Origin of the sequence: Nesterenkonia sedimenti (genome assembly GCF_012641515.1) — a bacterium.
GTDB classification, from domain to species: Bacteria; Actinomycetota; Actinomycetes; order Actinomycetales; family Micrococcaceae; genus Nesterenkonia; species Nesterenkonia sedimenti.
The window spans coordinates 47,603-61,934 of the sequence record NZ_JABAHY010000007.1; the positions used below are offsets into that span (position 1 = coordinate 47,603).

Sequence of the window (14,332 nt, forward strand, 5' to 3'; positions counted from 1 at the left end):
AGAAAAGAACCTGTAGAAACTGCGGGCCCTGAGGGGCTCGGGTTTCTACAGGTTCTTTTCGTCTTTGTGCCGTCTGGCGTCAGTGCCCATGAGCTGCAAGCCATGCGAGCAGCGACTTCAGGTGTGAAGTTCCGCGTGAGCGGAACGAGAGGCGGCGCGACAGGAACCGTGACGTCAGGGCCCCGTGCAGATGCTGAGCATCTGTGCGGGCCACGTCACGGCGCGCGCGCCGCCGGGACTAAACAGTGCGGAATGCGACCACGGCGTTGTGGCCGCCGAAGCCGAAGCTGGAGCAGATACCCACCTGCTCCTCGGCCCCCAGTTCGCGCGCGGTGCCGCTGACTACATCCAGGGGAATCTCCGGATCCTGGTTATCCAGGTTGATCGTCACCGGGGCCTTCCGGTCAGCCAGAGTCTTGACTGTCAGCACCGACTCCACCGCACCGGCGGCACCGAGGAGGTGCCCGGTCTGGGACTTCGTCGCTGAGACGCAGACATTGTCCAGGTGATCGCCGAATGCGGCCTTCATCGCAATGTACTCGGGAACATCGCCCAGGGGAGTGGAGGTTGCATGGGCGTTGACGTGGCTGACATCGGCAGCAGATGCACCTGCGGACTCCAGAGCCCGACGCAGTGCACGGGTAGCACCCAGGCCCTCAGGATCCGGGGCGGTGATGTGGTGAGCATCAGAGGTCACCGCACCGCCGGCCAGTTCTGCATAGATCGTCGCGCCACGAGCCTTAGCGTGCTCCTCGGTCTCAATGACCAGAGCACCAGCACCCTCACCCATGACGAAACCGTCGCGGTCGACGTCGTAGGGCCGAGATGCTGCAGCAGGATCATCATTGCGGCGGGAGAGGGCCTGCATATTCGCGAACGCGGCCAAGGGCAGCGGGTGCACAGCAGCCTCAGTGCCACCAGCAAGCACTACATCAGCCTGACCGGTCTCCAGAAGCTCCTGGGCCATGATCAGCGCCTCAACACCGGAGGCACAGGCCGAGACAGCTGTGCGGGCGCCGGCCTTGGCGCCGAACTCGAGGCTGATCGCCCCGGATGCGCCATTGGGCATCAGCATCGGCACTGTCATCGGCAGCACCCGGCGGGGGCCCTTCTCCCGGAGAGTGTCCCAGGAGTTCAGCAGGGTCCAGACCCCACCGATACCGGTGGCAAAGCTGACCCCGACGCGTTCGCCGTCGAGCTCCACATCTTTCAGCCCGGCATCAGCCCAGGCCTCCCGCGCAGCAACCATGCCCAGCTGAGTGGATCGATCCATCCGCTTGGTCTCCGGGCGCGAGAGCACCTCGGAGGGCTCGACAGCGACCTCAGCGGCGAAGGTGACCGGCAGTTCGTACTGCGCCACCCACTCGTGCTCGAGGGTCTTCGCCCCGGGGGTCCCAGCAAGCGCAGCGTCCCAGGTTTCGGGGACTGTGCCCCCGAGCGGGGTGGTTGCTCCGAGTCCGGTGATGACTAGACGTTGCGACATGGATTTTCCTTGCTACTGATGTTGAGCGAATGGTGGTGTGGGGGCCGGAGCCCCCACACGACTCACAGATGTTGAGCGGTTAGGCCGAAATCAGCCAGCTGCGTTAGCGATGTAGTCGACGGCGTCGCCCACGGTGGTCAGGTTCTTGACCTCCTCGTCGGGGATCTTCACGTCGAACTTCTCCTCGGCGTTGACCACGATGGTCATCATCGAGATGGAGTCGATGTCCAGGTCCTCGGTGAAGGACTTCTCCAGCTGGATCTCCTCGGTCTCCAGGCCGGTCTCCTCTTCGACGATCTCTGCCAGTCCAGCCAGGATTGCGTTCTTGTCAGCCACTTGGGCTCCTCTCATGTGTTGCGGTTTATTGGGGTAGTGCGAAATCTTTGCGTGATCTAACCTACGGGATAAGGACCACTTGTGCCCCGTAGACGAGGCCGGCGCCGAAGCCGATCTGCAGGGCCAGACCGCCAGAGATCTCCGGGTTCTCCTCGCGCAGTCGGTGCAGGGCCAGCGGAATCGAGGCAGCCGAGGTGTTGCCGGCATCGGCGATATCGCGGCCGACCAGCACATGCTCGGGCAGTTTCAGCTGCTTGGAGAGCTCATCGATGATGCGCATATTGGCCTGATGAGGCACGAAGGCCGAGAGGTCCTCGGGGTTGATGCCGGCCTTCTCCAGGGCGAGCTTCGCGGTCTTGGCCATCTCCCAGACCGCCCAGCGGAAGACGGTCTGGCCGTCCTGGCGCAGGGTCGGCCAGAGGTGCTCCTCACGGTCGAGCAGGCGGCTGGCGTCACCGGTCTCCTGGGCCTCGGCCAGGGCATCGCGCAGCCGCAGCAGGGAGCTGTCCATCCCCACCGACTCCCAATTCTCACCCTTGGAGCCCCAGACACTGGCGGAGATTCCCGGTGTCTCGGAGGGCCCGATCACCACAGCACCGGCGCCGTCGCCGAGCAGGAAGGAGATGGAGCGCTCGTGGTTGTCGATGATGTCGGAGAGCTTCTCCACACCGACCACCAGGGCGTATTTGGTCTGACCGGAGCGGACCAGCGAGTCAGCCTGGGCCACGCCGTAGCAGTAGCCCGCGCAGGCAGCCGAGACATCGAAGGCCGGTGCCGGGGTTGCACCCAGGCGGGCAGCCAGGGCTGCGGCAGCCGAGGGGGTCTTATAGGGGTGGGTGACCGTGGAGACGATGATCGCACCCAGCTGGGAGGCCTCAATGCCGGCGTCCTTGAGCGCATCCAGGGCGGCCGCCTCGGCCATATCCACCACGGAGACATCGGCCGGTGCACGGTGCCGGGTCACGATGCCGGTGCGCTGCCGGATCCACTCATCGGAGGAGTCGATCCACCGGCAGATCTGCTCATTGTCCACCACCACATTGGGCCGATGAACGCCGAGGCCGAGCACAGCAGTGCCGTCGATGGGCTGGGTGGGAGTCAGTGCGGGGTGCTGGGTCACGATCTCTATCTCTCGGGTCGGTATGCCAGGGTTTTCAGGCGGTGTGCTCTTCGATGAACTCAGCCGCGGCCGAAAGGTCTTCTGGGGATTTCACTGCGAAGGTCTTGGTGCCCTTCAGGCTGCGCTTGATCAGCCCGGAGAGCGTTCCGCCGGGCAGCAGCTCCAGAACACCGGTGACCCCGGCCTCGCCCATGGACTGCATGCAGGCATCCCAACGCACCGGGCGGGTGACCTGCTGAACGATCCGGCTCAGGGCCTCATCACCGGTGCTGACTGCCGCGCCGTCGCGGTTGGAGACCAGACGGACCACCGGGGCAGCGGTCTCGGCGCGCTGGGCTGCCTGGGCCAGGGTGCCCTCAGCCGGTGCCATATAGCTGGTGTGGAATGCTCCTGCGACCTTCAGCGGGATGACCCGGGCCTTTGCCGGCGGGTTCTCGCTGAGCGTGGTGATCCCTTCGGTGGAACCAGCGGCGACGATCTGGCCGGCTCCGTTGACGTTGGCGGGGGAGAGCCCGGCGTTCTCAATGGCGGTGAGCACATCATCCTCGGTGCCCCCGAGAACTGCAGCCATGCCGGTGGGCTCGGCGGCTGCGGCCTCTGCCATGGCGCGGCCACGGATGCCGATCAGCTCCATGGCAGTGGTATCGCTGATCACTCCGGCCAAAGCGGCAGCGGGGATCTCACCGACCGAGTGTCCGGCCAGGAGGACGGAGTCACCGTAGGCGGGCAGCTTATCCGGGGTCAGGCCCAGCGCACCGGCGGATATCAGGGCACCGGCTGCCAGCAGCGGCTGGGCAACAGCGGTATCCCGAATCGTCTCCTCATCCGAGGTGGTGCCATGGGTCTGCAGATCAGCCCCTGAGGCCTCGGTGTACCGAGCCAGATGCTCGGCGGCCTCATCGAATTCCAGCCATGGCTGGAGCATTGCGGGGGTCTGTGAACCTTGTCCTGGGCATACGATCGCTAGCACAGTCTCAACCTTCCCATCTGAGTCCGCTGTTCTGACCGGTTCAGGCTGACCACGTCGAGCCCGCCTCGTTGTAGAAACCCTACAAGCTCAGCTCAGAGCCGTCCCAGTGCCAGGGCCGTCTGCAGAACATAGGCATCGCGCGGTTCCATGGGATCCCATCCGGTGACCTCAGTGACGCGTTTGAGCCGGTACCGGACGGTATTGGTGTGCACATACAGCTCCCTGGCGGTGGCCTCCAGAGAATGCCCGGTAGTCACATAGGCCTCCACGGTCTCCAGCAATCCGTGTCCGGCTTCCTTCAGCACCGTATGGATGCCCTCCACCAGGGCCTCTTTGGCCAGCGGATCACCGGAGAGCGCCCGTTCTGGCAGGAGGTCCCCGGCAGCTGCCGGCCGCGGTGCCTGCGGCCAGGCCCCGGCAGCGGTGAACCCGGCAAAAGCCGACTGGGCGCAGCGTGAGGCCTGGGCGACAGTGCCCTCGTACTGGGCATAGACCACAGGGCCCTCCCCGAAATGCGGCAGCACGCGTTCGAGTCCCTCACTGAGTGAGCTCACCCCACCCAGCAGCAGGATCAGCCGATCACCCTGGACACCGACCACCGCATCGGCGGCGAAACGCACACATTGCCGGCGCAGATGGGAGAGGAAGACCGCATCGGCCTGATCAGGGGCGGAACCGACAACGACGACGACGCCGGCCCCGGACTGCCAGCCAACTGCTGCGGCCCGGGAGGCGATCTGCTCGGTAGGTTCGGCACGCAGTACGGCGTCGACCAACAGTGCCTCAAGCCGTGAGTCCCAGGCGCCGCGGGATTCGGCGGCCCGGGCGTAGACATCGGCGATGGCGAAGGCCACTTCACGCGAGTAGCGCAGCACAGCCTCCAGAATCGCGGGCTGATCTGCTGCCGGCATCAGGCCCGGTAAGCGGGCCTCAACGGCTTCGACGATCGTGCGGATCAGCTGCAGGGCACGCTGCAGGGAGATCGTGCGCATGAGATCTGTCGGGGCAGGTCCCAACAGTTCGTTGACCAGGGGCAGTGAGCGTGCCCCGGGGTCTCGCAGCCAATTGCCCAGCCCGGCGATACCGCGCTGGGCAATCAGCCGCAGAGATGCACGTTCCTCAGTGGTCAGCTGCTGGTACCACGGCAGCTTCTCCTCCAGGTGCTGGCCGACCTCAGTGGTCAGCAGTCCCGAATTGCTGCGCAGCGCCTGCAGCGCTTCCTGACTGACCCGCACTGCGGGGGGCAGTTTCCCGGTATCCACACTCATCATCAGTGAGCCTACATTGTGGGCTCCCTACAAACGAGTGCGGTGGGATTACTGAGTTAGGCGTCGCCCCCGGAGGTGCCGGAGGTTCCGGCCTGCGGGTTGCCCAGATCGTATTTCTCCATGGCCAGAGCGGCTTTCTTCTTCTTACCCAGCATCTGCAGGGCGCGCACCACCATGGAGTGGGAGTCGATCTTGAAGTGCCGGCGGGCGGCAGCCCGGGTATCGGAGAACCCGTAGCTGTCAGCGCCCAGGGTGGCGAACTCATTGGGCACGAACTGCCGGATCTGGTCCGGCAGGGCGGTGGTGTAGTCGGTGGAGGCGATGATCGGACCCTCTGCACCTTCCAGCTGCTGGGTCACGAAGGGCACCTCAGGCTCCCGCTCGGGATCCAGCATGGCGGCCTGTTCGACCTCCAGGGCCTGGCGGCGCAGCTGGTTCCAGCTGGTCACACTCCACACATCGGCGCTGACGCCCCACTCCTCGGCGAGGATCTCCTGGGCCTCCAGGGCCCAGGGCACCGAGACACCGGATGCCAGCAGCTGGACCTTCTCGCCCTCAGCCTCGCTGGCCTTGAGCTTGTAGATACCGCGCTTGACGCCCTCGATGTCCAGATTCTCCGGTTCGGGCAGCTGGGAGATCGGCTCGTTGTAGACGGTGAGGTAGTACATGACGTTGTGGTCGCCATCGTGCTTGCCGTACATCTCGTGGAGCCCGTTTTCGATGATGTGGGCGATCTCGTAGCCGTAGGCGGGGTCAAAGTGCTTCACCGCGGGGTTGGTGGAGGCCAGGATGGGGGAGTGCCCATCGGCATGCTGCAGGCCCTCACCGGTCAGCGTGGTCCGACCTGCGGTGGCGCCGATGATGAACCCGCGGGCCATCTGATCGGCTGCTGCCCAGAAGGAGTCACCGGTGCGCTGGAAGCCGAACATCGAGTAGAAGATGTAGAAGGGCACCATCGGCTCACCATGGGTGGAGTAGCTGGTGCCTGCGGCGGTGAAGGCTGCCACTGCGCCGGCCTCGTTGATACCGGGGTGCAGCAGCTGGCCCTGCGGGGACTCCTTATAGGCGAGCATCAGCTCACGGTCCACCGAGATGTAGTTCTGACCCTTGGGGTTGTAGATCTTGGCGGTGGGGAAGAAAGAGTCCATACCGAAGGTGCGGGCCTCATCGGGGACGATGGGCACAATCCGGTTGCCGAAGCCCTTCTCCCGCATGAGGTCCTTGAGCAGACGCACAAAGGCCATCGTGGTGGCCGCCTGCTGCTTACCGGAGCCCTTCTTGGCACCGGCATAGGCCTTCTCGCCGGGCAGTTCCAGGGTGTTGGCCGGGACCCGACGCTCCGGCAGGGGCCCGCCGAGCTCCTTGCGGCGCTCACGCATATAGGCGATCTCCTCGGCGTCCTCACCGGGGTGGTAGTAGGGCACCTGGTAGGGATCGGCCTCGATCTGCTCATCGCTGATCGGGATGCGCAGGGTGTCGCGGAAGCGCTTGAGGTCATCGACGGTAAGCTTCTTCATCTGGTGGGTCGCATTGCGTCCCTCGAAGCTGGGGCCCAGGCCGTAGCCCTTGATGGTCTGCGCCAGGATGACAGTGGGCTTCTCGCGGGTCTCCACCGCCGACTTATAGGCCGCATAGACCTTCTGGTAGTCGTGGCCGCCGCGCTTGAGACCCCAGATCTGGTCATCGGTGAGATCAGCGACCATCTCCTTGGTCTTAGCCGAGCGGCCGAAGAAGTGCTCACGGACGAACTCGCCGGACTCAGCCTTATAGGTCTGGTAGTCGCCGTCGAGGGTCTCGTTCATCACTCGGACCAGCTCGCCGTCGTCGTCCTTAGCCAGCAGCTGATCCCATTCACGGCCCCAGAGGACCTTGATGACGTTCCAGCCGGCACCGCGGAAGAAGGCCTCCAGCTCCTGGACGATCTTGCCGTTGCCGCGCACCGGCCCGTCGAGGCGCTGCAGGTTGCAGTTGATCACGAAGTGCAGGTTGTCCAGCTTCTCGTTGGCCGCCAGATGCAGCAGACCACGGGATTCGGGCTCGTCCATCTCGCCGTCGCCCAGGAATGCCCAGACGTTCTGATCCGAGGTGTCCTTGATTCCGCGGTTGTGCAGGTACCGGTTGAACTGCGCCTGGTAGATCGCGTTCATCGGGCCGATACCCATCGAAACGGTGGGGAACTGCCAGAACTCGGGCATCAGCCGCGGATGCGGGTAGGAGCTCAGTCCGTGCGGGGCAGCCGAGATCTCCTGGCGGAAACCGTCGAGGTGCTCCTCCGAGAGCCGGCCCTCCAGGAAGGCGCGGGCGTAGTTGCCGGGGGAGGAGTGCCCCTGGAAGAAGATCTGGTCACCGCCGCCGGGGTGGTCCTGACCGCGGAAGAAGTGGTTATGCCCGACTTCGTAGAGCGTGGCCACACCGGCGTAGGAGGAGATATGACCGCCGACGGCGATGCCCTCACGCTGTGCCCGGTGGACCATGATTGCGGCGTTCCAGCGCAGCAGGCGACGGTAGCGGCGCTCCATCTCCTCATCACCGGGGAACTCCGGCTCCTGATCGGCCGGGATGGTGTTGACGTAGTCGGTGGTGGTGACCATCGGCACGCCGATGGACTTCGCACCGGCACGCTGCAGCAGGGTCCGGATGATGTATTCGGCCCGGCCGGTGCCATGAGTTTCGACCAGCTGGTCAAAGGCCTCTAGCCACTCGCTAGTCTCTTCAGGATCCTTATCCGGCAGCTGGTCGATCAGGCTGCTGCGGATGTGGGAAGTCTCTTCGCCAGCGCTCACTGTGGGCACCTTTCTGACGTTGTCTTGCCTATGCTCCGCTTCTGGCGGGGCGTTGTCGAGGTCTTTGAGGCCGCTCCAGACAGCCGGGGCAACCTCCCGGTGGTCCGCATGGGTGGCGGCCGCCGTGGGTCTTTTGTGGCAACTCTACCGGTTTCACGTTGTGTCGCACTTCCCGCTGAGGCCGGAATCCGCGTAACGTTGGCTCTGTGGGACAGAACTACGATGCCGCCACGAATGTTGTTGACAACCAAAACCTCCTTGAGGAGCTTGGGCTGAGCACCGATTCGTTGGTGCAAGAGATCGGCGTTGACGACGACGTCGACGATGCGCTGCGCGATGCCCTCGATGAGCAGTTGGCTGAGCCGCTGCTCGATGAGGATGAGCAGGAGGTGGTTGATGCGGTGCTGCTGTGGTTCCGCGAAGGTGAGGATGATCTCACCGAGGCGCTGATGGATGCGCTGACCACTCTCGAGGAGGACGGTGTGGTCTGGCTGATGACTCCACGGCCGGGCCGTGATGGTGCCGTGGCCCCGGTGGAGATCCAGGATGCCGCCACCGATGCCGGACTCCATGTGACATCCTCAGCCGGAGTCAGCGCCGACTGGTCGGCCACTCGGCTGGTGCACCGCAAATCGTGGTCCTGACCCCGGGGCAGCAGGCGGCAGAGTTCAGCCTGCGCAACCAGCACGGTGAGACTGTAGCGCTCTCCGCGCGGTCGGGGCGCCCAGTTGCGGTGATGTTCTACCCCTTCGCCTTCAGCCGCGTCTGCGGCTCCGAGCTGGCCCAGATCCACCAGCGCTGGGCGGAGTTCGCCGATATCGATGCCGCACTGCTGGCCATCAGCTGTGAACCGGTGCATACCCTGCGGGCCTACGCCGAAGCACTCAGTGCTGAACCCTCCGAGGATCATGCGCAGGGGCTGGGCTTCGAACTGCTCAGCGATTTCTGGCCCCATGGCGAGGTCGCTCAGGCCTATGACAGCTTCGACGCCGAAAAGGGCTGCCCAGTGCGCAATACCTTCATCCTGGACCCCGGTCAGCGGATCACCCAGGTGATCTCCAGCCCCATGGGCCAGCCGCGGGATCTCGACGAGGTACTGGCGGCGCTGGCGCGGGCCCGCTGAGTAGACTGCGCCGCTGAGTAGACTGAAGACCATGCCGCCACGCTCAGGCAGCCGGGCCAAATCCACCGGCACAGACTTCCGGGCCGTGGAGCCTGCCCCGCTGATCCTGCTCAAAGGCTCCGAGGACTATGTGGCCACCCGCGCCCTGGACCGGGTCAAAGCTGAGCTGAAGTCCCGGCACCCCGAACTGGAGTACACCCGCCTGGATGTCTCCGCTGCCACCCCCGGGGAACTGAGCACCCTGGCCTCACCCTCCCTCTTCGGGGAACCCCGGCTGATCTTGGCCGAGGATCTGGCCCAGATGAACGACACCTTCCTCGGCGAGGCCCTGCAATTTCTGGAGGAGCCCGCCGATGCCGATGTCACCCTGATCTTCCGGCACTCCGGGGGCAACCGAGGCAAGAAGCTGCTGGATGCACTGGGTGCCAAGGCCGTCGTCGTCGACTGTGCCCCGGTGAAATCCGATAACGACAAACTCGACTTCCTGCGCCAGGAGTTCCGGGCCGCTGCCCGGACTATCCACCCCGATGCCGCCCGGGCCCTGGTGGCCGCCGCCGGTTCCACACTCTCGGATCTCGGCAGTGCTGCCCAGCAGCTGATGCGCGATATCACCGGTGACATCACCGCCGAAGAGGTGGATAAATACTTCGGCGGCCGCGTTGAGGCCAGTGCCTTCAAAGTCGCCGATGCCGCCTTTGAAGGGCGAACTGAGGCCGCTACCCGGCTCTACCGCCATGCGGTGGCAACCGGTGTCTCCCCGGTTGCGATCACCGCCGCCCTGGCCAGAAAGGGCCGGCAGATCGCGGCCCTGGTCGATCACCGGGGTCCGCAGAACCAGCTGGCATCGGCTCTGGGCCTGCCGCCCTGGCAGCTGCGCCAGGCCGCTGAGACCGCCCGGCGGTGGAGCCCGCGGGCCGCCGCAGATGCCGTAGAAGCCGTCGCCCAGGCCGATGCCGAGGTCAAAGGTCTCTCACGTGCGCCGGAATACGCCGTGGAAAAGGCGATCGGCCGGGTTTCTGCTAGTATTAATGGCTAGTGTCTAGGTCCGTAAAAGGACCATGCACTGCCCGACGACGGCAATAGCGCGCTGTAAGCTCATGGGCCCCTCTACCTGAAGAGCTCAGCGTGAATCGCCAAGGTGCCCCACACCACTGAAGTCTTCCGCCGTCGTCGTGCCCCACGGGTAACTGGCAGTGCTGCCCCTGAACCGCACGACAAAAGGAAAACACCTGTGGCAAACATTAAGTCCCAGAAGAAGCGCATCCTCACCAATGAGAAGCGCCGCCAGCGCAACCAGGGTGTGCGTACCGAGCTGAAGACCGCCGTGAAGAAGGTCCGCAACGCTGTGGCAGCCGGCGATAAGGACGCCGCTGCAGCCGCTCAGCGCGAGGCCGGCCGCAAACTGGACAAGGCAGCCTCCAAGGGCGTCATCCACAAGAACCAGGCAGCCAACCGCAAGTCCGGTCTGGCCAAGCTGGTCGCTAAGCTCTAATCTGACTTTCTTTCGCCGGAGGCCTCGCGCGTCGTTTGCAGACGCGCGGGGCCTTCTGCGTATCCACGTATGATGGATTGAGCCCCGATGTGAAGGATGGATAACCCACGTGAGTCCCAAGGCCCGCACCCCGCAGGTGCCTGCCAGTACCAGCCCCGATGTGATTCGCAATTTCTGCATCATCGCCCATATCGACCACGGCAAATCGACCCTGGCCGATCGGATGCTGCAGCTGACCGGGGTGGTCCAGCCGCGGGATATGAAAGCCCAGTACCTCGACCGGATGGATATCGAGCGTGAACGCGGGATCACCATCAAATCCCAGGCGGTACGCATGCCCTGGGAGTTGGATGACACCACCTATGCCTTCCATATGATCGACACCCCGGGACACGTGGACTTCAGTTACGAGGTCTCCCGCTCCCTGGCCGCCTGTGAGGGCGCACTGCTGCTGGTCGACGCCGCCCAGGGCATCGAGGCCCAGACACTGGCCAATCTCTACCTCGCCATGGAACACGATCTGGCGATCATCCCGGTGCTGAACAAAATCGACCTCCCGGCGGCCATGCCGGATAAATACGCCGAGGAGCTGGCGCATCTGATCGGCTGCGAGCCCGAGGATGTGCTGCGAGTCTCCGGTAAGACCGGTGAGGGCGTAGAGGCCCTGCTGGACCGGATCGTGCAGGAGATCCCGCCGCCAGAGGGCGATGCCGATGCCCCTGCCCGGGCGATGATCTTCGACTCCGTCTACGACACCTACCGCGGTGTGGTGACCTTCGTCCGCGTGGTGGACGGCTCCCTGGGCCACCGCGAGAAGATCCAGATGATGTCTACCGGAGCCACCCACGAGCTGCTGGAGATCGGTGTCTCCCAGCCCGAACCCGAGGCCACCAAGGGCCTGGGTGTCGGCGAGGTCGGCTATCTCATCACTGGTGTGAAGGACGTCCGCCAGTCCAGGGTCGGTGACACCGTCACCAGCCAGAACCGCCCGGCCGATGAGATCATCGGCGGCTATGAGGACCCCCGGCCGATGGTCTTCTCCGGGCTGTTCCCCATCGACGGCTCCGATTTCCCGGTGCTGCGTGAGGCCCTGGAGAAACTCCAGCTCAACGACGCCGCCCTGAACTTCGAACCCGAGACCTCCACTGCCCTGGGCTTCGGGTTCCGTGTGGGCTTCCTGGGCCTGCTGCACCTGGAGATCACCCGGGAGCGCCTGGAGCAGGAGTACAACCTGGAGCTGATCTCCACCGCGCCCAATGTGGTTTACCAGGTCACCGATGAGGCAGGGGAGACGCACGAGGTCACCAACCCCTCGGAGTTCCCCGAGGGCAAGATCGCCGAGATCCGCGAACCGGTAGTGGATGCCACCGTGATCGTGCCAGCCGAGTTCATCGGCGCAGTTATGGAGCTCTGCCAGTCCCGCCGCGGCCAGATGGAAGGTATGGACTACCTCTCTGAGGAACGGGTGGAGATCCGCTATAAGATGCCGCTGGCCGAGATCGTCTTCGACTTCTTCGACCAGCTGAAGTCCAAGACCAAGGGCTATGCCTCCCTGAACTGGCAGGGCACCGGGGAGCAGGAGGCCGATCTGGTCAAGGTCGATATCCTGCTGCAGGGCGATAAGGTCGATGCCTTCTCCGCCATCACCCACCGGGACCATGCCTACTCCTACGGGGTCAAAATGGCTTCCAAGCTCAAGGACCTCATCCCGCGCCAGCAGTTCGAGGTCCCCATCCAGGCGGCCATCGGCTCGCGGATCATCGCCCGCGAGAATATCCGGGCCATCCGCAAGGACGTCCTCTCTAAGTGCTACGGCGGTGACATCAGCCGTAAGCGCAAACTGCTGGAGAAGCAGAAGGAAGGCAAGAAGCGGATGAAGATGGTCGGCACTGTGGAGGTCCCGCAGGAGGCCTTCATCGCCGCCCTGAGCTCCGATGAGGGCAACGCGAAAGAAAAAGCCAAGAAGTGACCGGACTACATGCCATCCACACTTCCGCTGGGTGACCCCGTTCCGGCCGACGGCAGTTTCCCGCCAGCGGTACTGCAGGCCCTGCCGCAGCGTTCGGATAAGCCCCTGGGGCTCTATGTCCATATCCCGTTCTGCTCGGTACGCTGCGGCTACTGCGACTTCAACACTTATACCGCCGAGGATCTCGGTCCCGGGGCCTCCCGGCAGTCTTATCCCGAGACTCTGATCTCCGAGCTGGAACTCGCCGCCGCCCTGCTGGAGTCCTCCGGGGCCCCACAGCGGCAGCTGTCCACGGTGTTCTTCGGCGGAGGCACACCCACCCTGCTGCCGGCCGAGGACCTCGCCCGGATCCTGACCCGGGCCCGGGAACTCTTCGGCTTCGCCCCCGGGGCTGAGATCACCACCGAGGCCAATCCGGATACAGTCACCGAGGCCTCAGCACAACTGCTGGCCGATGCCGGATTCACCCGGCTCAGCCTGGGCATGCAGTCAGCAGTCCCAGAGGTGCTGAAGACCCTGGACCGCACCCATAACCCGGAGAACGTCCCCACAGCCCACGACGCCGCCCGTGCAGCCGGTCTGGAGACCTCACTGGATCTCATCTACGGAACACCGGGGGAGTCCCTTCAGGACTGGCAGCGAAGCCTTGAGACAGCCATCGCCCTGGCCCCGGATCACATCTCGGCCTATTCACTGATCATCGAAGAGGGCACCGCCATGGCAGCCCAGGTCAAACGAGGCCAGCTGCCGGATATCGACCAGGACGATCACGCCGAGAAATACCTGGTGACCGACCGGCTGCTCTCAGCCGCCGGCTACCAGTGGTACGAGGTCTCGAACTTCTCCCGCAGTGAGGCCACCCGGTCGCAGCATAATCTCAACTACTGGCTGGACTCCGACTGGTGGGGTGCAGGCCCCGGGGCGCACTCCCATCTGGCGGGGATGCGCTGGTGGAATGTGAAGCATCCGGCTGCCTATGCCCAGCGGCTGCACCAGGGAACCTCCCCGGGGCACGGCCGCGAACTGCTCGACGATGAGGCCAGAGTCCTGGAGTACCTCATGCTGCGCCTGCGCATCCGGGAAGGCCTGGATATCGCTGAGTACAACCAACTGCCCGGTGCCGAGCCCATCACACCAGCGGTGCTGGCTGAGCTGGTCGCAGAAGGTCTCATCGAAGCAGAGCAGTCCCAGTCGAGTTCAGCCTCCCAGGGCAGGGTTGTGCTGACCCTGCAGGGTCGGCTGCTGGCCGATGCGGTCACCCGCCGGCTGCTGGGCTGACCACCTGCTGAGCAGTCAGCAGAATCAGCGGATCAGTCGGAGATTCAGCGGGTAGCGGTAGGGGCGTCCCTTATTGCATTCGGAGCCGCCGATGAGCCCCGAGATCGCCATATAAGCCCAGATCAGCACACCACCGAGACCGGCGAAGGCCGCAATTGCGGGCACAAAGGCCAGGCCGTAGCAGATCAGCATGACCACGGTCAGCGGCAGGGTGAAGTTCAGTGCCTCTTTGGATTCCTGGGCGGTGAAGGGGCCGCGGTCGCGGAAGATCAAGTAAATGATCAGCGCGGGAATGCAGCCGGCCACCGCCCCGAAGTGGGACAGCATGGCCCACCGGGTGTCTTCCTCGCGGGTCAGCATCGGGGCTGCCTGCGCAGGGGCTGGACGTCGCTGCTGCGATTGGGTCACTGAAATGGTCATCCTTTCGGAGGGGGAAGGTAAGGGGATGAGAAATATGTGCTTTCTGTGTATTTTAGAGCCCGAATCTGGGAGAACACTCCACAGCCAGGG

13 protein-coding genes are annotated in these 14,332 nt (G+C 64.5%); 6 read left to right on the forward strand and 7 right to left on the reverse strand.

Annotation, left to right across the window (positions count from 1 at the left end):
- Nucleotides 1–238: 238 nt before the first annotated feature.
- The 6 genes from fabF to aceE all read right to left on the reverse strand — a co-directional run bounded on the left by fabF (nucleotide 239) and on the right by aceE (nucleotide 7,960).
- Nucleotides 239–1,483, reverse strand: coding sequence for a beta-ketoacyl-ACP synthase II (fabF, locus tag HGQ17_RS08755; RefSeq protein WP_168887573.1), 1,245 nt, complete (start codon nucleotides 1,481–1,483; stop codon nucleotides 239–241).
- 90 nt (nucleotides 1,484–1,573) lie between these two features.
- The gene (locus tag HGQ17_RS08760) at nucleotides 1,574–1,819 is read right to left on the reverse strand and encodes an acyl carrier protein (RefSeq protein WP_168887574.1); all 246 of its coding nucleotides are present in this window, start codon (nucleotides 1,817–1,819) and stop codon (nucleotides 1,574–1,576) included.
- Between the two features lie 61 nt (nucleotides 1,820–1,880).
- Nucleotides 1,881–2,939 carry a beta-ketoacyl-ACP synthase III gene (locus HGQ17_RS08765; protein WP_324615234.1) on the reverse strand — a complete coding sequence of 353 codons (1,059 nt, stop codon included), beginning with the start codon at nucleotides 2,937–2,939 and terminating at the stop codon, nucleotides 1,881–1,883.
- A gap of 34 nt (nucleotides 2,940–2,973) precedes the next feature.
- A complete protein-coding gene (locus tag HGQ17_RS08770; RefSeq protein ID WP_168887575.1) occupies nucleotides 2,974–3,909 on the reverse strand; it encodes an ACP S-malonyltransferase in 936 nt (311 codons plus the stop codon).
- A 92-nt stretch (nucleotides 3,910–4,001) separates the two neighbouring features.
- On the reverse strand, nucleotides 4,002–5,177 hold the full coding sequence (locus HGQ17_RS08775) for a PucR family transcriptional regulator (protein WP_168887576.1): 1,176 nt from the start codon (nucleotides 5,175–5,177) through the stop codon (nucleotides 4,002–4,004).
- Nucleotides 5,178–5,233: 56 nt separating this feature from the next.
- Nucleotides 5,234–7,960 (reverse strand): pyruvate dehydrogenase (acetyl-transferring), homodimeric type, encoded by a 2,727-nt coding sequence (gene aceE / locus HGQ17_RS08780; RefSeq protein WP_168887577.1) that lies wholly within the window; start codon nucleotides 7,958–7,960, stop codon nucleotides 5,234–5,236.
- Nucleotides 7,961–8,166: 206 nt separating this feature from the next.
- Here aceE and HGQ17_RS08785 point away from each other — a divergent pair, with 206 nt between their 5' ends.
- The 6 genes from HGQ17_RS08785 to hemW all read left to right on the forward strand — a co-directional run bounded on the left by HGQ17_RS08785 (nucleotide 8,167) and on the right by hemW (nucleotide 13,822).
- Nucleotides 8,167–8,604, forward strand: coding sequence for a DUF3052 domain-containing protein (locus HGQ17_RS08785; protein ID WP_168887578.1), 438 nt, complete (start codon nucleotides 8,167–8,169; stop codon nucleotides 8,602–8,604).
- Complete coding sequence (locus tag HGQ17_RS08790; protein ID WP_324615235.1) at nucleotides 8,595–9,083, forward strand: redoxin domain-containing protein; 489 nt, start codon at nucleotides 8,595–8,597, stop codon at nucleotides 9,081–9,083. The genes HGQ17_RS08785 and HGQ17_RS08790 overlap by 10 nt, the downstream gene beginning before the upstream one ends.
- Before the next feature lie 31 nt (nucleotides 9,084–9,114).
- The gene (gene holA / locus HGQ17_RS08795) at nucleotides 9,115–10,119 is read left to right on the forward strand and encodes a DNA polymerase III subunit delta (RefSeq protein WP_168887579.1); all 1,005 of its coding nucleotides are present in this window, start codon (nucleotides 9,115–9,117) and stop codon (nucleotides 10,117–10,119) included.
- A 195-nt stretch (nucleotides 10,120–10,314) separates the two neighbouring features.
- Nucleotides 10,315–10,575: a 30S ribosomal protein S20 gene (gene rpsT, locus HGQ17_RS08800; RefSeq protein ID WP_168887580.1), complete on the forward strand. Its 261-nt coding sequence runs from the start codon at nucleotides 10,315–10,317 to the stop codon at nucleotides 10,573–10,575.
- Between the two features lie 109 nt (nucleotides 10,576–10,684).
- The gene (gene lepA, locus HGQ17_RS08805) at nucleotides 10,685–12,544 is read left to right on the forward strand and encodes a translation elongation factor 4 (protein ID WP_168887581.1); all 1,860 of its coding nucleotides are present in this window, start codon (nucleotides 10,685–10,687) and stop codon (nucleotides 12,542–12,544) included.
- Nucleotides 12,545–12,553: 9 nt separating this feature from the next.
- On the forward strand, nucleotides 12,554–13,822 hold the full coding sequence (gene hemW, locus HGQ17_RS08810; protein ID WP_168887582.1) for a radical SAM family heme chaperone HemW: 1,269 nt from the start codon (nucleotides 12,554–12,556) through the stop codon (nucleotides 13,820–13,822).
- Nucleotides 13,823–13,846: 24 nt separating this feature from the next.
- Here the strand turns inward: hemW and HGQ17_RS08815 are convergent, their stop codons facing one another.
- Nucleotides 13,847–14,230 (reverse strand): DUF4870 domain-containing protein, encoded by a 384-nt coding sequence (locus HGQ17_RS08815; RefSeq protein ID WP_324615236.1) that lies wholly within the window; start codon nucleotides 14,228–14,230, stop codon nucleotides 13,847–13,849.
- Nucleotides 14,231–14,332: the final 102 nt, after the last annotated feature.

Excerpts from the sequence above, each read along its gene's own strand:
- hemW (WP_168887582.1), top strand. The coding sequence starts at position 12,554 with ATGCCATCCACACTTCCGCTGGGTGACCCCGTTCCGGCCGACGGCAGT.
- fabF (WP_168887573.1), bottom strand. The coding sequence starts at position 1,483 with ATGTCGCAACGTCTAGTCATCACCGGACTCGGAGCAACCACCCCGCTC.
- HGQ17_RS08775 (WP_168887576.1), bottom strand. The coding sequence starts at position 5,177 with ATGAGTGTGGATACCGGGAAACTGCCCCCCGCAGTGCGGGTCAGTCAG.
- holA (WP_168887579.1), top strand. The coding sequence starts at position 9,115 with ATGCCGCCACGCTCAGGCAGCCGGGCCAAATCCACCGGCACAGACTTC.